We start from the raw sequence: 18,027 nt of genomic DNA on the forward strand, positions 1-18,027 counted from the left end.
ACCGCCGCGCAGCTTACACAACCTTACGGCGCATGCCAGGTAACTCAGTTTCAACTTTCAGCGCATTGACAGCTATCGCAGAAGCGACAGGGACCGACGTAACAAGGTGGAAAGCCAGTCCGCCGATCCTCTGTTGCGCTGCAGCGATAAACTGCCGGCCATGGAAGAACGCTGGAAGCCGAGTGTCACCGTTGCCGCGGTGATAGAACGTGACGGAAGTTTTCTGCTGGTGGAGGAACACACCTCCGAAGGCCTGAAACTGAACAATCCCGCAGGCCACCTCGACCCGGGCGAGTCGCCCGAGCAGGGAGCGGTGCGCGAAGCGCTGGAGGAAACCGGCTGCGTGTTCACGCCCACTCACCTGCTGGGCGTGTACCTGTCGCGCTTTCGCCGCCCGGCCACCCACGAGGACATCACCTTCGTGCGCTTTGCGTTCGCCGGCACCGCCAGCGAGCCCGCGCCGGGCTGGGTGCTCGACGACGGCATCGTGCGCACCCTGTGGATGACGCCGCAGGAAATCCGCGCCTCGGCCGACCGCCTGCGCAGCCCGCTGGTGCTGCGCTGCATCGAGGATCACCTGGCCGGCCGCCGCTATCCGCTGGACATGCTGACCACCGACCCGACCGTCTACTGCCCGGAGATCAAGACGTCATGACACGGGTGGTGGTGGGCCTGAGTGGCGGGGTCGATTCCGCCGTGTCCGCCTGGCTGCTGAAGCAGCAGGGGCACGAGGTGGTCGGCATCTTCATGAAGAACTGGGAAGACGACGATGACAGCGAGTACTGCTCGTCGCGCCAGGACTGGCTGGACGCCGCCTCGGTGGCCGATGTGCTGGGCATCGACATCGAACATGTGAACTTCGCCGCCGAGTACAAGGACCGGGTGTTCGCCGAGTTCCTGCGCGAGTACCAGGCCGGCCGCACGCCCAACCCCGACATCCTGTGCAATGCCGAGATCAAGTTCAAGGCCTTCCTGGACCATGCAATGCGCCTGGGCGCCGAGAAGATCGCCACCGGCCACTATGCGCGGGTGCGCGAGACGGACGACGGCTTCCAGCTGCTCAAGGGGCTCGATCCTTCCAAGGACCAGAGCTACTTCCTGCACCGGCTGAACCAGGCGCAGCTGTCGCGCACGCTGTTCCCGGTGGGCGAGCTGCACAAGACCGAGGTGCGCCGCATCGCCGCGGAGATTGGCCTGCCGAATGCGAAGAAGAAGGACTCGACCGGCATCTGCTTCATCGGCGAGCGGCCCTTCCGCGAATTCCTGAACCGCTACCTGGCCAACCAGCCCGGGCCGATCAAGGACGACCGCGGCCGTGTCATCGGCGAGCATGTGGGCCTGAGCTTCTACACGCTGGGCCAGCGCAAGGGCATCGGCATCGGCGGGCTGAAGGAAAAGGGCGCACCGCGCGGCGGCGGGGAGCACGAGCCGTGGTTCGTGGCGCGCAAGGACATCGCGGCCAACACGCTGTGGGTGGTGCAGGGCCATGACCATCCCTGGTTGCTTTCGCACACCCTGGCCGCCGGGGACAGCAGCTGGGTGGCCGGCCGGGCTCCCGAGCCGGGCGACCGGGCCGCCAAGACCCGCTATCGGCAGGCCGACGCCGGCTGCCGGCTCGCGCCGGTCGAGGCGGGTGGCGAGGGCTTTTCATTGCGCTTCGACGAGGCGCAGTGGGCGGTGACGCCAGGACAGTCGGCGGTGGTGTACGACGGCGAGGTCTGCCTGGGCGGCGGCGTGATCGCCGCCTCTGCCTAGCCGGCGCACCGGGCCGGGCGCGCTCAGCTGCGAGCGTGGGCGCCGGGCGTCGCCCGCGCCCGGCGGCGGAACAGCGAGAGGTTCAGCATCTCCACCCCCACCGAGAAGGCCATCGCGAAGTAGATGTAGCCCTTGGGGATGTGCAGGCCCAGGCCCTCGGCAACCAGGGCGACGCCGATCAGGATGAGGAAGCTCAAGGCGAGCATCTTCACCGTCGGATGCCGGCCGACGAAGCGGCCCACCGGGCCCGAGAACGACACCATCACCACGGTGGCCAGCACCACGGCGGCCGCCATGATGGCCACCTCCTCCACCATGCCGACGGCGGTGATGACGGAGTCGAGCGAGAACACCACGTCCAGCAGCATGATCTGCACGATCACGCCGGCAAAGGAGGGTGGCCGGGGTGCCGGCCGGTCGGCGGGCGCGCCCTCGCCCTCCAGCGTGCCGTGGATCTCGTGGGTTGACTTGGCCATCAGGAACAGCCCGCCCAGCAGCAGCACCAGGTCGCGGCCGGACACCTCCTGGCCGAGGGCGGTGAACAGCGGCTGCGTCAGGCCGATCACCCAGGCCAGCGAGAACAGCAGCGCCAGCCGCGACAGCATCGCGGCCGCCAGACCGATCTTGCGCGCCCGGTCGCGCCGCTCGGGCGGCAGGCGACTGGCCAGGATCGAGATGAAGATGACGTTGTCGATGCCCAGCACGATCTCCAGCGCGGCCAACGTGGCCAGCGCCACCCAGTTCTGGGGGTCGAGCAATAAATCCATCGAATCAGGCTCCTGTGCGGCCCCGCGGGCCGATGCATGGAGCAAGGCAAGTCGCAGGCCAGCATGTCTGCTGGCGTGTGCCGGCCCGGCTCAGGCGTCGCCGGGATCGGACTCCTGCGGCAGCACCTGCAGCGCATAGGCCGCCCCGGTGAGGGCCGGCTGGCGTGCGTGCACCACATACGTAGGCACCGGCTGCAGGTAGCTGCGGAAGCGGCCCTTGTCTTCGAAGCGCGCGCGGAACTTGGAGCGGTGGAACCAGTCGCCCAGCCGCGGCACGATGCCGCCGCCGATATAGACGCCGCCGCGCGCGCCCACCGTCAGGGCGAGGTTGCCGGCCACATTGCCGAGGAAGGCACACATCAGCTCGAGCGCCTCGACGCACTGGGCGTCGCTGCCCTGCACGGCGGCCTCGCTGATGCCGGCCGCATCCAGTGGGCGCGCCTCCACCCCCTGCAGCGTGCAGACGGCCTGGTAGAGGTTGACCAGCCCGGGGCCTGACACCGCGCGCTCGGCGGAGGCATGCCCGAAGCGCCGGCGCAGTTCCTCGATCACCCGCGCCTCGTGCTCGTCGGCCGGAGCCAGCGTGACGTGGCCGCCTTCGCCGGTGAGCGGCAGCGGCGCATGGCCGGGCGCGGCGGGCAGCAGGCCGGACACCCCCAAGCCGGTGCCGGGCCCGATCAGGCCCAGCGGCGCCTGGGGCACCGGGGTGCCGTCGCCGACTTGCCGCAAATCCTGCGGGCCAAGCCCCGGCAGGGCCAGGGCCAGCGCGGTGAAGTCATTGAGCACCAGGAAGCGCTCCAAGCCCAGATCGCGCCGCAGGCCGGCGATCGAGAAGGACCAGTCGTGGTTGGTCATCTTCACCTGGTCGCCAGTCACCGGGTTGGCAATGCCGATGGCACACCAGCGCGGCACCGGCTTGCCGAGCTCGCGCAGGTAGTGGCGCATGGCGTCCAGCAGGCTGGCATGCTCGGCCGCCGGGTAGCTGCGCACCTCGGCCGGCGCGGCGCCCGGCAGCTCGATCCAGGCGAAGCGCGCGTTGGTGCCGCCGATGTCGCCCACCAGTTGGGGATAGCAAGGCCCGTTCATCTCGTCTTTGCACCTCGGCTGCTGCGGCCGCCGGCCAGCGGCACGGCGACACCTGCCGGGCGCGCGGCGCCACCATGGCGGCACACCGCCGGCCGGCATGGCGAACAGGCAGCCTTCGTGCCCGAGCGGCCGCGCACCCCGCGCTGCACAGCTGAACGGCTTGCCGTCGTCATGAAGAAACGCCATGGCACAGGCAAGGGCCGGCTCACGCCCGAGAATGCGGTGTCTGCCAGCTGTCCCGTTGTCCACGGCCTCGCCGCCATGTCGTACTCGCACGATCGCCTTCTTGCCCAGCTCCTCGAGTTCATCCTCGCGGAGCAGGACGCCGGCCGCCGGCAACTGCTCGACACCTGGAGCAAGCCGCTCGACGAGAAGCGGCAGGCCGGCTGGAGCCAGGGCTTTGTGCAGCTTGAACGCGCCGAGGATCCCTGCCGCCTGTGGGCCTGGCTGGACGAGGGCGAGTCGCGCTTCCGCGAAGGCGACCAGCTGGTGCTGCACCGCGGCAGTCCGCTGCACGACACGCTGGGGCGCAACCTGACACTGGAGCTCGAGGATGACGGCCGCTGGCTGCTGTACGGCCGCGGGGTGCCGGCGGTGCTCGACGCTTACCCGGGCGGCCCCTGCCATGCCGACCCGGATGCCATCGACCTGACGGCCTATTACCGGCAGACGCTCGAAGACATCGCCGCTTCGGGCATCGGGCGCGAGGTGGTGCTGCCCCTGCTGACCGGCGAGCTGCAGATCAGCTTCGACGAGCGCGACAGCCGCGAGGCCGAGGCGATCGCGCTGGCCGAGGGTTTCAATCCCCGGCAGGCCGAGGCGGTGGGGCTGGCGGTGGGCGCGGAGCAGGTGGCGTGCATCCAGGGGCCGCCCGGCACCGGCAAGACGCGGGTGCTGGCGCTGATCGCCCGGCTGCTGGCGGCGCGCGGCGAGCGGGTGCTGCTCACCTCCCACACCCACACCGCCATCAACAACGCGCTCAACGGCATCCATGCGCGGGGCGTGCCCACCGTGAAGATTGGCCGCGACACGCAGCGCAAGGGGCTGAACGAGGCGATTGCCGGCCACCTGGACCTGGCGGCCTGGCAGGAGCGGCCGGGCGACGGCTATGTCGTCGGGGCGACGCCTTTCGCCACCTGCTCTGCCCGGATGCAGCACTACGAGTACGACACCGTGATCTTCGACGAGGCCAGCCAGGTGACGGTGCCGCTGGCGCTGATGGCGATGCGCAAGGCCCGGCGCTACCTCTTCATCGGCGACCAGCAGCAGCTGCCGCCGGTGCTGTTGTCGCGCTCGGTGCTGGCCAAGGACGCGCTGTCGGTGTTCGCAGCCCTGACCGCGCGGCAGGCCGACCACACCGTGATGCTGACCGACACCTATCGCATGAACCGCTGGCTCACCGAGTGGCCCAGCCGCGTCTACTACGGCGGCCAGCTGGTGGCGGCGGGCGACAACCGCGATCGGCGGCTGCGCCTGGGTCGGGTGCCGCAAGCGCTGGCGGCGGTCTTCGAGCCGGCGCATTGCGGGGTCTTCATCCCGACGCTCGACCCCTCGGGCCGCACCCGCAGCCACCGCGATGCCGAACTGGTGGTGCAGCTGTGCGCCGCGGCCAGCGAGGGCGGCCTGCCGCTGCAGGACATCGGCATCGTGACGCCCTACCGCGCCCAGGGCCAGGTGATCCGCAAGCTGCTGGCGCAGCATTTCGGGCAGGAGGCGGCGCGCCAGGTGGTGGCCGACACGGTGGAGCGCATGCAGGGGCAGGAGCGGGAGCTGGTGATCCTGTCGCTCGGCAGCGGCGATGAGCGTTTCCTCGGCATGGTCGCGCCCTTCTTCTTCCAGCGGGAGCGGCTGAACGTCTCCATCACCCGGCCCATCAGCAAGCTCATCGTGATCGGGCCGGAACCCGGCGTGCCACTGGCGGCAGAGGCACCGCACCTGCAGCAGGCGGTGGAGGAATACCGGGACCTGCTGCGCCACCTGCACCGGGTGGCGGTGTAGGCATGGCCACCTTCATTCCCGAATGGGTGCGCATGTCGGGCCGCAACGTGCGGCTGAAGCGGGTGCTGAATGCGCTGGACGACGAGCATGTGGTGCGGCGCGCCATCCGGCCCCGGCAGGCCGAGTTGCAGGCGGTCGACTTCTTCGTGCAGCACCCGGGCCGCGGCTGGCTGGCGGTGTCGGTGCAGGAAGCGGCCTTCGAGGAGATCGACCCGGACCAGCTGGTGCCGCCGCCCCTGGCCGAGCGCTTCGAGCAGCACCTGGCCTTGCTGCACGGGCTGGGGCCCGCGTGTGGATTGTCGGAGGCCGCCTTGCCGGCGCTCGTGCTGATGTGGAACTGCAGCGCCGAGCAGGTGCGGCAGCTGAGCAAGGCCTACCTGGGACGCTATGGCGTTCGCCTGGTGTGCGCCGAGCAGTTCATGGCGCTGGGTGGCAAGCTGATCACCGGCTTGCTGGCCGCGCTGGCGCCCGAGGCCGAGCAGGCATTGATGGCCCTGGCCTTTCCGGAAGCCGAGATCCCGGCGGCCTGTACCACCCGGCGCGTCTTCCGGCGCGACAACAGCGCGACGCTCGGCCGGCTGTTTCTCGATCCGCAGCAGGAGTGGGCGGCCAAGCTCGACCTGCGGCTGCCGCGCGAGCAGGACGACACCGCGCAGGACTTCGCGGTGCGGCTGGTCAACGGCGTGGCGGGCAGCGGCAAGACCTTGATCATCCTGCACCGGGCGTTGATGCTGGCCGAGCTGTTCCCGAAGCAGCAGGTGCTGGTGCTGATCCACAACACGCCGATCGTGGCCGACCTGAAGGCCCGCCTGCACCAGGCACGCGGCAGCCTGCCGGCCAACCTGGAGATCGCCACCTTCTTCGCCTGGGCGGGCCGGCAATGGCGGGCGGTGTTCGGCAGCCAGCTCCGCATGCCGACCGATCCGCGGCTGCTGCCCGGCCTGGTGGCGGCATGCCGCCAGCAATGGCCCGAGCTGCGGCAGTCGGAGCAGCAGCTGATCGAAGAGCTCGATTTCATCAACGGCGCGCTGATCCGTGACGAGCCCGGCTACCTGGCCGCCAGCCGCGCGGGCCGTGGGTTTGCCCTGCGGCCACGGGAGCGCAGCCAGGTGTGGGCCCTGTACGAGGCAGTGACCGCGGCCCTGCTGAAGATGGACCTGCGGATGTGGAGCGCGCTGCCGCACGGCCTGTGCCATGCCGTGGACCGGCATGCGCGGCTGCGCCGCTACGAGCACATCCTGATCGACGAGGCGCAGTTCTTCGCGCCGTCGTGGTTCCAGCTGGCCACGCTGTCGCTGCAGCCACAGGGCCGCCTGTTCCTGTGTGCCGACCCCAACCAGGGCTTCATGAAGAGCCGGCTGAGCTGGAAAAGCGTGGGCCTGGACGTGGCCGGCCGCACGAAGAAGCTGCGCCGCTCCTACCGCACCACCCGCGCCATCCTGGAGGCCGCCGGACAGGTGCTGGCCAGCTGCGGCCGCGCCGACGGGGAGGACTACCTGGAGCCCGACTTCACCGGCATGGAACCGGGCACCCGCCCCACCCTGCTCTACAGCGCCTCGCCCCAGGACGCGGTGCAACGGCTGGCCGCGGAGCTGGCGGGCGTCGGCGCCGGTGGCCCGCTGCCGCTGGGCGCCTTCCTGGTGATCTACGGCGACAAGCTGCCCAAGGCCGCGCTGTACGACACGCTGGAGCAGCGCTTCGGCCCCCGCCGGGTCTGGTGGTTCAACAAGTCCGAGCACAAGAAGACGCCGCCTGAGGGCTATGGGCGCGACTACCTGCGCATGGCCTACATCGACAGTGCCACCGGGCTGGAAGGGGCGGTGGTGTTCCTGGTGGGCGTGGACGACCTGTTCTTCGACGCCCGCCTGCCCGGCGAGAGCGATGAGGCCCTGGCGGAGCGACGAGAAGAGAACGCACGCAAGCTGTACATGGCGATGACGCGCGCCGGGCAGCAGCTGGTGGTGGTGACGTCGCGGCGGTTGCCGCAGGAGGTGGAGGGGTTGTTCGAGAGGGAGCGCGACGCGCCCCCCCTGCAGAACGGAGCTGCAGCGCCGGGCGCCGGACGCTAGTCAGACACGAGGACCACCGGCCACACGGCAGCGGCCCTCGCACACGCGGGGCAAGAAGGTGCCCGCGTCAGAACGGAATATCGTCATCCATGTCATCAAACCCCGTCGACGCCTTCGGCGCCTGCTGGCGGGGAGGCGCCGGGCGGGGCGCGGGTGCGGCGCGTTCGGGACGGCCGCCGCCCATGTCGTCGCTGTCGCGGCTGCGGCTGTAGCCGCCACCGCCACCACCGCCCATCTCGTCGCCACCACCCATGCCTTCGCGGCCGCCCAGCAGTTGCATCTGCTCGGCAATGATGTCGACGGTGTTGCGCTCGATGCCGTCCTTGTCGGTGTACTTGCCGTATTTCAGGCGGCCTTCGATGTAGACGGGGCGGCCCTTTTTGAGATATTCACCGGCGATCTCGGCCAGGCGCTCGTAGAAGGTGACGCGGTGCCATTGCGTTTCCTCGATGCTCTCGCCGGAGGAACGGTCCTTGCGACGGCTGGAGGTGGCGACGGAAACGTTGCAGATGGCCGTGCCGGTGGGGGTGTAGCGGACTTCAGGGTCACGGCCGCAATTGCCGATCAGGATGACTTTGTTGACAGAGGCCATGGCTCGGCTCCTTGAGGGTTCATTTCAGGCGGATCGGCCATTATCCCCGATGACCCGGGCACTGCTCCCCGCCCGCGGCGCGCCGGCACCGGCCCGGCCCACCGTCCATCAGGAAGCCGAATTACTTCACGAACCCGTGCCGGAGCCAGCCCTGCCACGACGGCCGGTGCCGCCTGTGGCCAGCATCGCTGGCGCCAGGCCCGGCACGCTCAGCCCGATACTTCGGCCTCGGCCTTCACCCGCTGCCGCGCCGGCGGGCGCATCGGCCATGCCAGCACCAGCCACAGCCCGGCCAGCACCGCGCAGACCTGGAACACCGCCGAATGGCCCCAGCTGCCCAGCAACCGCCCGCCCAGCAACCCGCCCGCAAACAGGCCCAGCGACTGGCAGGTGTTGAACACCCCCAGCGCCAGCCCCTTGGCCGCCGGCGGCGCCACCCGCGATACCAGCGACGGCATGTTCGCCTCCAGCAGGTTGAAGCTGATGAAAAAGCACACCAGCAGCGCAATCAGCGGCACCGGGCGGGTCCAGCCCCAGGCCAGCGCCACCTGGGTCAGCGCCAGCAAGGCCACCGCGCCAAGGAACACGGCCCGTAGCTGCTGGCGCCGCTCGCTCCACACCATGGGCGGCACCATGCCGGCAATCGCCAGCACCACCACCCCCAGGTAGAGCCAGCCATGCTGCCGCACCGGCAGGCCGGCATGCTCGACCAAGGCGATCGGCACCACGACGAACATCGCCATCTGCACGGTGTGCAGCAGGAACACGCCGAGGTTGAGCCGCCTGAGTTCAGGATGACCCAGCACGGTGCGCCACGCCGTCCCGATGGGCGCGGCCGGCAGTTGCGGCACCTCGGGCACCAGGCGCCAGACCACCCAGCCGCCCGCCAGGGCCAGCCCGCCGGTCATCGAGAACAAGCCCGCCATGCCGATCACGCTGTACAGCCACGGGGCGAAGGCCAGTGACACCGCAAACGCCAGGCTGATGGAGCCGCCCACCATGGCCATGGCCTTGGTGCGCACCTCGTCACGGGTGCTGTCGGCAATGAAGGCGGTGACGGCGGCCGAAATGGCACCCGCCCCCTGCAAGGCCCGGCCCACGGTGATGCCCGCCAGCGTGTCGGACGCCGCGGCAATGAAGGAGCCGGCAGCGAACACCCCCAGGCCGGCCAGGATGACCGGCCGGCGGCCCCAGCGGTCCGACGCCCAGCCGTAAGGAATCTGCAACACCGCCTGCGTCAGGCCGTAGATGCCGATGGCCAGGCCCACCAGGCCCATCTGCTGGCTGCCGGCCAGGCCGCGGGCATGCACCGAGAACACCGGCAGAATCAGGAACAGGCCCAGCATGCGCAGCGCAAACAGCGCCGCCAGCCAGCCGCTGGCTCGGCGTTCGGCAGGGGTCATGCGCAGGGAGGACGGCGAAGAGCTCATTCGCAGCTTCAGGGCAAACCGCTATTGTCGCCGAGCAACGGTACCGCTGCACCGGCTACCGGCTACCGGCTACCGGCTACCGGCTACCGGCTACCGGCTACCGGCTACCGGCTACCGGCTACCGGCTACCGGCTACCGGCTACCGGCTACCAGCTACCGGCTACCGGCTACCGGCTACCGGCTACCGGCTACCGGCTGCGAGCGGCCAGCGGTGAACGGCCGGCCACCCATCCGATCCAGCCACCCGGCACAGCGACGGCGCGGCACGGACTCCTGCCGCCCTGCTGGCCGCCAGCCGCCCAACGCCCTGCCAAGCCCTGCAGGCTTCACCCGCTGGCGGACGGGCCTGCGGCCGCTGGCGTTAGGATGCGGGTCGCGCACGCCGCGCCGATCGCTGCCATGTCCCTCTCCGCCCCCACCTCCCTTCGTTCCCAGACGTCCTCCGCCGAGCCGCTGCGCATCCTTGCCGAGGTGTTCGGCTATGACAGCTTCCGCGGCCGCCAGCAGGACATCGTCACCCATGTCACGGGCGGCGGCGACGCACTGGTGCTGATGCCCACCGGCGGCGGCAAGTCGTTGTGCTACCAGGTGCCGGCCATCGCGCGGCACCGGCGTGGGCAAGGCGTGAGCATCGTGGTCTCGCCGCTGATCGCGCTGATGCACGACCAGGTCGGCGCGCTCGAAGAAGTGGGCGTGCACGCCGCCTTCCTCAACTCCACCCTCTCGCTTGATGAAGCCCAGCACGTCGAACGAGAGATGATGAGTGGCCGCCTCACCCTGCTGTACGCGGCGCCCGAGCGCATCACCACCCCGCGCTTCCTGGCCCAGCTCGACTCCCTGCACCAGCGCGGCCTGCTCAGCCTGTTCGCCATCGACGAGGCCCACTGCGTCTCGCAATGGGGCCACGACTTCCGCAGCGAGTACCTCGCGCTGAGCGTGCTGCACGAGCGCTATGCCGACGTGCCCCGCATCGCGCTCACCGCCACCGCCGACGAGCACACCCGGGCCGACATCATCGAGCGGCTGCAGCTGCAGGACGCCCGGGTCTTCATCAGCAGCTTCGACCGGCCCAACATCCGCTACCTCATCGTCGAGAAGGACAACCCGCGAGCCCAGCTGCTGCGCTTCGTGCGCGACGAGCACGAGGGCGAGGCCGGCGTGGTGTACTGCCAGTCGCGCAAGAAGGTCGAGGAAACCGCCCAGTGGCTGTGCGACGAAGGCCTGACGGCCCTGCCCTACCACGCCGGGCTGGACGCCGCGGTGCGCCAGAAGCACCAGGACCGTTTCCTGCGCGAGGACGGCATCGTGATGGTCGCCACCATCGCCTTCGGCATGGGCATCGACAAGCCGGACGTGCGCTTCGTCGCCCACCTCGACCTGCCCAAGAACATCGAGAGCTACTACCAGGAAACCGGCCGGGCCGGCCGTGACGGCGGGCCCGCCGAAGCCTGGATGGCCTACGGCCTGGCCGACGTCGTCAACCAGCGCCGCATGATTGACGAAAGCCCCGCCAACGACGACTTCAAGCGCGTGCAACGCGGCAAGCTCGATGCGCTGCTGGCGCTGGCCGAGACGCACGAATGCCGCCGCGTGCGCCTGCTCGACTACTTCGGCGAGGCCAGCCAGCCCTGCGGCAATTGCGACAACTGCCTGCAGCCCCCCGCCACCTGGGACGCCACCGAGGCGGCCCGCAAGGCGCTGTCCTGCATCTACCGCTTCCAGCAACATGCCGGTGGCTTCGGTGCGCGCTCGTTCGGCGCGGGCCACCTGATCGACGTGCTGCGGGGCAAGCGCACCGACAAGGTGACGCAGTACCGGCACGACAGCCTGAGCACCTTCGGCATCGGCGCCGACCTGTCCGAGCAGCAATGGCGCTCGGTGCTGCGTCAGCTGGTGGCGCTGGGCCATGTGGTGGCCGAAGGCGAGTTCAACACCCTGGCGCTGACCGAGAGCGCCCGCAGCGTCCTGCGGGGCGAAGTGACCCTGCGCCTGCGGGTGGCCGCGGAGGCCAAGCGCGGCAAGGCAGCCAAGGCCGGTGCCAAGGGCAGTGGCGCCAAGGCAGCGCCGGCCAACCTCGACGCCGCCGCGCAGCAACGCTACCAGGCCCTCAAGACCTGGCGGGCCGAGGTGGCGCGCGAGCACAACCTGCCAGCCTATGTCGTGTTCCATGACGCGACGCTGGCCGAGATGGCCCGCGTGGCGCCAGGCACGCTGGCCGACCTGGGCGGCATCAGCGGCGTCGGCGCCAAGAAGCTGGAAGCCTATGGCGCCGAGATCCTGCGGGTGCTGTCCTCCGCCTGAAGCCTGCCGGCTCAGGCCGCCTCGTCGGAGCCGAAGCGGGCCTCCGCCTGGCGGCGGAATTCCTTGGGTGTCATGCCCTTGATCTGCAGGAAGCGGCGGTTGAAGTTGGCCACGTTGTTGAAGCCGACGTCGTAGCAGATGTTGGTGATGTAGCGGTCCGACTCCATCAGCAGCTGGCAGGCGCGATTGATGCGCAGGCGGTTGACGAAGTCGGTGAAGGTGTTGCCGGTGGCCTTGCGGAAGTAGCGCGAGAAGCGGCTTTCGGTCATGCCGACGCGGCGGCACAGCTCGGCCATGGAGAACTGCGTGGCACTGTGCTCGGTGATGTAGTCGACGATGCCGCTGATGCGCGCCAGCGCCGCATCGTCGTCGAAGCTCTGCAGCTGCACGGTCGACAGCAGCCGGTAGTCGCTGCATTGCGCCAGCACCCCCAGCAGGTCGGTGAACTCGCTGAAGCGGCGCAGCCCGCTGCTGTGCTTGATGCGCTCGTACTGCGACATGATGCGATCGCTGATGCCGAAAAACTCGATGCCGTAGCGCGCCCGCTCCAGCAGCGGCAGCACCTCGCGCAGCTCGGGGATGCCTTCGGCCGCCTGGCGCAGCGGCCCGTCCGGGAACTGCAACACCACGTCGCGCAGCTCCACCCCTTCGGGTGGGGTGTCGGTGGAAATCCAGTTGTGCGGCAGGCGCGGGCCGGTCAGCACCAGGTGGCCAGGCTCGAAGTGGCCGATGTAGTCGCCCACGAACACCTTGCCCCGGGTGCGCACGATCAGGTGCAGCTCGTATTCCTCGTGGTAGTGCCAGCGCACCAGGGGATTCGGGAAGCCGTGCTCCAGATAGCGGACGCAGCCATAGCTGCCGTGGGGCTCGTAGCCCAGCTTGGGGGAGCGGACGAAGTCGTGCTCAAGCTCCGGTCCGCGCGGTCGTGTGTGGCCCATGAGACGCTCCTCTTTGCTCGCTGGCGGGCGCGGGCCGGGCCCGCACCCGCGGCTCAATTCAACTCATCACATTACCGCCATCCACGTTGAGCGTCTGTGCGGTGATGTACGCAGCCTCCTCGCTCGCCAGGAAGACCGCCGCCCCCGCCATGTCCTCGGGCCGGCCCATGCGGCCCAGCGGCACCGCGCGGCCGACCGCCGCCTTCTTCTCGCCGGGCTGCAGGCCCTCGTAGCGGGCGAACAAGGCATCCACCTGGCCCCACATCGGCGTGTCCACCACCCCCGGCGCGATCGCGTTGACGCGAATGCCGTGCGGTGCCATGGCCAGCGCGGCCGACTGGGTGTAGCTGATCACCGCCGCCTTGGAGGCGCAGTAGTGAGACACCAGCGCCTCGCCTCGCCGACCCGCCTGCGACGCAAGGTTGACCACGCTGCCACGCACCCCGGCCGCCACCATCTGCCGCAGCACGGCCTGCATCGTGAAGAACATGCCCTTGACGTTGACGTCGAACAGCCGCTGGTACATCCGCTCGTCCGACTCCAGCAGCGGGGCGAGGTCGAACACGGCGGCATTGTTGAACAGCACCTCGATATCGCCGAAGCACTCGCGCGCACTGCTCACCATGTGGGCGATGTCTTCGATCCGAGACAGGTCGGCCTGCACATAGTGCAGCCGGCCCGGGTGGCGCTCGGACAGCGCCAGCAGGGCTTCAGTGGGCTGCGCGGCGAGGTCGGCCACGCTGCAGCGTGCACCGTGCTCGAGATAGGCCTCGGCCACGGCCAGGCCGATGCCACCGGCGGCGCCAGTGAGCAGGGCATGGCGTTGGGCCAGGCGCTGCGAACGGGGATCAGTCAAGGGTCACTCCTGTGAGGTGCTGGATCTCTTCATAGGCCGTCGCCACCGCCCGGGTCAAGCTGGCGTCACCTGCCAACTCTCCCCACAGGCCGGCGTCGGCACACAGCGCCGCGACCGGGTCGTGGCTGCCGCAGATGGCATGGGCGAGCGCCGGGTCCATCGCCTGGTCCTGGTACTCGTAGGGCAGCTGGCCGCGGTGCCAGCGCTGCAGGAAGGCGAGGAACAGCGCCGGCAGCCGTGCCACCGCCCGTGCCGGCGCACCTTCGGCCAGCCGCTCGCGCAGCGTGGGCGCGATGAAGCCGGGGATCTTCGAGAAGCCGTCCATCGCCACCCGCTGGTTGGTGTCCTCGATGGCGGGGTTGCCGAAGCGCTGCAGCACCGTGTCGCGGTACGCCGCCAGGTCGACCGGGCTGGGCCGGCCAGGGCGGTGCAGGCAGGGCATCACATCTTCCGTGACGTACTCGTGTGCATAGCGGCGGATGCGCTCGTCCTGGGTGCCCTCGTGGATGTAGCGCAGGCCCAGCAGGGTGCCGGCCCAGGCAATGCAGCTGTGGCTGGCGTTGAGGATGCGGATCTTGGCTTCCTCGTACGGCAGCACCGAGTCGACCATCTGCACGCCCACCGTCTCCCAGTCGGGCCGCCCGGCGGGAAAGTCGTCCTCGATGACCCACTGGATGAAGCTCTCGGCCATCAGCGCGGCCGGATCGTCCTCGCCGGTGGCCGCCAGCACCCGCTCGCGCACCGCGGGCGAGGGGCGCGGCGTGATGCGGTCCACCATCGCATTGGGGCAGCGGGTGTGCGACTGCACCCACTCGAGCAGGGCCGGCTGGTCGCTCTGGGCCAGGAAGTCGAGCAGGCCGGCGCGCAGCCGCTCGCCGTTGTGGCGCAGGTTGTCGCAGTTGAGCAGGGTCAGCGGGCCGCTGCCGCGCTGCCGGCGCGCCTCCAGCAGCCGCGCCAGCGCGCCATAGACGGTGCCGCAGCTGCGGCCTTCCAGGTCGGCGGCCAGGTCGGGGTGGCGGGTGTCCAGGCGCTGGCGGTCGTCCAGGTAGTAGCCGGCCTCGGTCACCGTGATGGAGACGATGCGGGTGCGGGCATCGGCCCCCGCCCTCACCAGCCCCGACAGCGTCGGCTCCCAGGGCAGCACGCGGCGGATGGACCTGATCCGCTCATAGCGACGCAGCCCGTCGGGGCTGACGGTTTCCAGCGTGTAGGCGCCCCCCTGGCGGCGCAGCGTCTCGATCAGCTCCGGCTGGTCGGGCCGCAGGTTGCCGCCCTGGAGCTCCCAGCGGCGATCGCCTGCGTCCCTCAGCTGCTGCAGGTAGACGGCCTGGTGGGCGCGGTGGAAAGAGCCCAGCCCGAGGTGCAGCATCACGCTGCCGGGCTGGGAAGGAGACATTGGGCACATGGTGTTCTGGATCGAAGATGGACAGGCCGCAACGCCGGCTCAGCCGGCCGCCGCGGCGGACAGCACGCGGCCCTGGCGGTCGAAGAAATGAAGCGCAGCGGGATCGATCGCCAAGCCCACCGGGTCGCCCGGCCGCAGCGTGGTGCGCTGGCTCTGCCGGGCCACCAGCTGCAGGCGGCCGGCGGCGGCATGGATCAGGGTGTCGGCGCCGAGGGCCTCGACCAGCTCCACTTGCGCCGCGATCGGCGCCTCGCCCTGTGGGCGCACCGTGACCGCCTCGGGCCGCACACCAACGAAGCCGTCCTGCGGGGGGCGGCTGCCGTCGGCCGCCACCAGCGAGGGCAGTGCGTCGGCCGGCAGCACGTTCATCTGCGGCATGCCGATGAACTGGGCCACGAACTGGTTGGCCGGCCGGTCGTACAGCTCCAGCGGCGAGCCCACCTGCTCGATGGCGCCGTCGCGCAACACCACCACGCGGTCGGCCAGGGTCATGGCCTCCACCTGGTCATGGGTCACGTAGATGGTGGTGGCGCCCAGCTCGCGGTGCAGCTTGGCGATCTCGACGCGGGTCTGCCCGCGCAGCGCGGCGTCCAGGTTGGACAGCGGCTCGTCGAACAGGAAGACCTTGGGCGAGCGGACGATGGCCCGGCCGATCGCCACCCGCTGGCGCTGCCCGCCCGACAGCTCGCGCGGCGTGCGCTGCAGGTAGGGCCCGAGGTTCAGGATGGCCGCGGCGCGCTCGACCTTGGTGCGGATCGCGGCCGCCGGCTCGCCGGCCAGCTTGAGCGCGAACGACATGTTCTCGAACACCGTCATGTGCGGGTAGAGCGCATACGACTGGAACACCATGGCCAGGTCGCGCTTGGCGGCCGGCAGGTCGGTGATGTCGCGGCCGTCCAGGTGCAGGCGGCCGCCGTCGATCTCCTCCAGCCCGGCGATCAGGCGCAGCAGCGTGGACTTGCCGCAGCCCGAGGGGCCGACGAAGACGACGAACTCGCCCTGGCGGATCTGCAGGTCGATGCCCTTGATGGCACGCAGCGAGCCGAAGTACTTCTCGACGCCGCTCAGTTGCAGGAAGGAATTCATGGGAATGGCACTCCGGAATGGCTTACTTGACGGCGCCGAAGGTCAGGCCCTGCACCAGTTGCTTCTGGCAGAACCAGCCGAACACGACGATGGGCGCCACGGCCAGCAGCGAGGCGGCCGACAGCTTGGCCCAGAACAGGCCCTCGGGGCTGGAGTAGGAGGCGATCAGCGCCGCCAGCGTGCCGGCGTTGGCCGCGCTGAGGTTGAGCGACCAGAAGGCCTCGTTCCACGACAGCACCAGGCACAGCAGCCCGGCCGAGGCGAAGCCACCGACGCTCAGCGGCAGCACCACGTGGCGGAACTCGCTCCACAGCGTGGCGCCGTCCATGCGGGCCGCCTCCAGGATGTCGGGCGGGATGTCCTTGAAGCAGCTGTAGAGCATCCACACCAGGATGGGCAGGTTCGACAGCGTGAACACGATCGTCAGGCCGCTCAAGGTGTCCAGCAGCCCGCTGGTCTGGGCCAGCACATAGATGGGCACCAGCGCGCCAACCGCCGGCATCATCTTGGTCGACAGCATCCACATCAGCAGGTCGCGGGTGCGCTGGGTGCGGAAGAAGGCCATCGAGTACGCTGCCGGTGCCGCGATCAGCAGGCCCAGCAAGGTGGAGGCGACGCTCGTCACCAGCGAGTTCTTGGCATGCAGCAGGTAGTCGCTGCGCGCCTGCACCTCGCCGAAGTTGTCCAGCGTGGGCTCGAACAGCAGCTGCGGCGGCACCGCGATCGCCTGCAGCTCGGTCTTGAACGCGGTCAGCCCCAGCCAGAACAGCGGGAAGAACACCAGCAGTGCGGCGCCCCAGGAGGCGAGCGTGCGCGCCACCAGCACGGTGGGAAAGGTTCGTCTCATCGTCTCACCTGTCGAGGTTCTTGCCGACCAGGCGGATCAGGAAGACCGCCGCGATGTTGGCCAGCAGCACGGCGAACAGCGCGCCGGCCGACGCCACGCCCACGTCGAAGCTGAGCAGGGCCTGCGTGTAGATCAGGAAGGCCACGTTGGTGCTCGCATGACCCGGTCCGCCACCGGTGGTGGTGTAGATCTCGGCGAACACGCTCATCAGGAAGATCATCTCGATCATCACCACCACCGCCACCGGCCGGGCCAGGTGCGGCAGCACCAGGTACCACAGGCGCTGCAGCGCGTTGGCGCCGTCCATGCGGGCGGCCTCCATCTGCTCGCGGTCGAGCGACTGCAGCGAGGTGATGAAGATCAGGCAGGCGAACGGCAGCCACTGCCAGCTGATCATCACGATGACCGAGAACAACGGGTGCTCGGTGAGCCAGTCCACCGGCGCGGCACCGAAGAAGCGCCAGACCTCGGCCAGCACGCCGTAGATCGGGTTCATCATCATGTGCTTCCACAGCAGCGCATTGACCGTGGGCATCACGAAGAAGGGCGAGATCAGCAGCACCCGCACCAGCCCGCGGCCGGGGAAGGGCTCGTGCACCAGCAGGGCCAGCCCGATGCCCAGCACCACGGTGGCGACGATCACCGAGCCGAGCAGCAGCAGGGTGTTGAGCACCGCCGGGCCGAAGCCGGGGTCGGTGACGAAGAACTCGAAGTTCTCCAGGCCGACGAAGGCATGCTCTCCCGGCTGCATGAGGTTGTAGCGCACGGTGGAGAAGTACAGCGTCATCACCAGCGGCACGATCATCCACAGCAGCAGGGTGGTGACGGCGGGGGCCAGCAGCAGCCGGGGCAGCAGGCGGCGCGGCAGGTGCCGCGAGGACGCCGGGCGGCCGCCCT

The 18,027-nt window shown here is 69.8% G+C and carries 15 protein-coding genes; 5 read left to right on the plus strand and 10 right to left on the minus strand.

The features are described from left to right. Positions 1 to 160: 160 nt before the first annotated feature. The gene (locus N7L95_RS14600; RefSeq protein WP_301255976.1) at positions 161 to 655 is read left to right on the plus strand and encodes an NUDIX hydrolase; all 495 of its coding nucleotides are present in this window, start codon (positions 161 to 163) and stop codon (positions 653 to 655) included. After that, positions 652 to 1,755, plus strand: coding sequence for a tRNA 2-thiouridine(34) synthase MnmA (gene mnmA, locus N7L95_RS14605; RefSeq protein WP_301255977.1), 1,104 nt, complete (start codon positions 652 to 654; stop codon positions 1,753 to 1,755). The genes N7L95_RS14600 and mnmA overlap by 4 nt, the downstream gene beginning before the upstream one ends. A 23-nt stretch (positions 1,756 to 1,778) precedes the next feature. Here the strand turns inward: mnmA and N7L95_RS14610 are convergent, their stop codons facing one another. Both N7L95_RS14610 and N7L95_RS14615 read right to left on the minus strand, forming a co-directional pair. Beyond that, positions 1,779 to 2,522, minus strand: coding sequence for a TerC family protein (locus tag N7L95_RS14610; protein WP_301255978.1), 744 nt, complete (start codon positions 2,520 to 2,522; stop codon positions 1,779 to 1,781). Positions 2,523 to 2,612: 90 nt separating this feature from the next. Then, on the minus strand, positions 2,613 to 3,608 hold the full coding sequence (locus N7L95_RS14615; protein ID WP_301255979.1) for a glucokinase: 996 nt from the start codon (positions 3,606 to 3,608) through the stop codon (positions 2,613 to 2,615). A gap of 171 nt (positions 3,609 to 3,779) precedes the next feature. Here N7L95_RS14615 and N7L95_RS14620 point away from each other — a divergent pair, with 171 nt between their 5' ends. Then, a complete protein-coding gene (locus N7L95_RS14620; protein WP_301255980.1) occupies positions 3,780 to 5,606 on the plus strand; it encodes a DEAD/DEAH box helicase in 1,827 nt (608 codons plus the stop codon). A gap of 2 nt (positions 5,607 to 5,608) precedes the next feature. After that, positions 5,609 to 7,675, plus strand: a complete 2,067-nt coding sequence (locus N7L95_RS14625) for a UvrD-helicase domain-containing protein (protein WP_301255981.1) — start codon at positions 5,609 to 5,611, stop codon at positions 7,673 to 7,675. 67 nt (positions 7,676 to 7,742) lie between these two features. Here the strand turns inward: N7L95_RS14625 and ssb are convergent, their stop codons facing one another. Beyond that, positions 7,743 to 8,267: a single-stranded DNA-binding protein gene (gene ssb / locus N7L95_RS14630; RefSeq protein WP_301255982.1), complete on the minus strand. Its 525-nt coding sequence runs from the start codon at positions 8,265 to 8,267 to the stop codon at positions 7,743 to 7,745. Between the two features lie 209 nt (positions 8,268 to 8,476). After that, positions 8,477 to 9,697, minus strand: coding sequence for an MFS transporter (locus N7L95_RS14635; protein WP_301255983.1), 1,221 nt, complete (start codon positions 9,695 to 9,697; stop codon positions 8,477 to 8,479). A gap of 399 nt (positions 9,698 to 10,096) precedes the next feature. On the opposite strand from N7L95_RS14635, the gene recQ reads away from it, so the two are divergent. Next, the gene (recQ, locus tag N7L95_RS14640) at positions 10,097 to 11,998 is read left to right on the plus strand and encodes a DNA helicase RecQ (protein WP_301255984.1); all 1,902 of its coding nucleotides are present in this window, start codon (positions 10,097 to 10,099) and stop codon (positions 11,996 to 11,998) included. An 11-nt stretch (positions 11,999 to 12,009) separates the two neighbouring features. On the opposite strand, the gene N7L95_RS14645 is transcribed toward recQ, so the two are convergent. From N7L95_RS14645 to N7L95_RS14670, 6 genes are read right to left on the minus strand one after another with little or no spacing between them, the layout of a single operon-like run. Then, the gene (locus N7L95_RS14645) at positions 12,010 to 12,936 is read right to left on the minus strand and encodes an AraC family transcriptional regulator (protein WP_301255985.1); all 927 of its coding nucleotides are present in this window, start codon (positions 12,934 to 12,936) and stop codon (positions 12,010 to 12,012) included. Between the two features lie 58 nt (positions 12,937 to 12,994). Continuing rightward, the gene (locus tag N7L95_RS14650) at positions 12,995 to 13,792 is read right to left on the minus strand and encodes an L-iditol 2-dehydrogenase (RefSeq protein WP_301255986.1); all 798 of its coding nucleotides are present in this window, start codon (positions 13,790 to 13,792) and stop codon (positions 12,995 to 12,997) included. Next, positions 13,785 to 15,188 (minus strand): D-arabinitol 4-dehydrogenase, encoded by a 1,404-nt coding sequence (gene dalD, locus N7L95_RS14655; RefSeq protein ID WP_301255987.1) that lies wholly within the window; start codon positions 15,186 to 15,188, stop codon positions 13,785 to 13,787. Before dalD ends, N7L95_RS14650 begins: the two co-directional genes overlap by 8 nt. 48 nt (positions 15,189 to 15,236) lie before the next feature. Further along, on the minus strand, positions 15,237 to 16,283 hold the full coding sequence (locus N7L95_RS14660; RefSeq protein WP_301255988.1) for an ABC transporter ATP-binding protein: 1,047 nt from the start codon (positions 16,281 to 16,283) through the stop codon (positions 15,237 to 15,239). A gap of 22 nt (positions 16,284 to 16,305) precedes the next feature. After that, on the minus strand, positions 16,306 to 17,130 hold the full coding sequence (locus N7L95_RS14665) for a carbohydrate ABC transporter permease (RefSeq protein WP_301255989.1): 825 nt from the start codon (positions 17,128 to 17,130) through the stop codon (positions 16,306 to 16,308). Positions 17,131 to 17,134: 4 nt separating this feature from the next. Next, positions 17,135 to 17,935 (minus strand): carbohydrate ABC transporter permease, encoded by an 801-nt coding sequence (locus N7L95_RS14670; protein WP_301260156.1) that lies wholly within the window; start codon positions 17,933 to 17,935, stop codon positions 17,135 to 17,137. Positions 17,936 to 18,027: the final 92 nt, after the last annotated feature.

The organism is Eleftheria terrae (assembly GCF_030419005.1).
Lineage (GTDB): Bacteria > Pseudomonadota > Gammaproteobacteria > Burkholderiales > Burkholderiaceae_C > Caldimonas > Caldimonas terrae.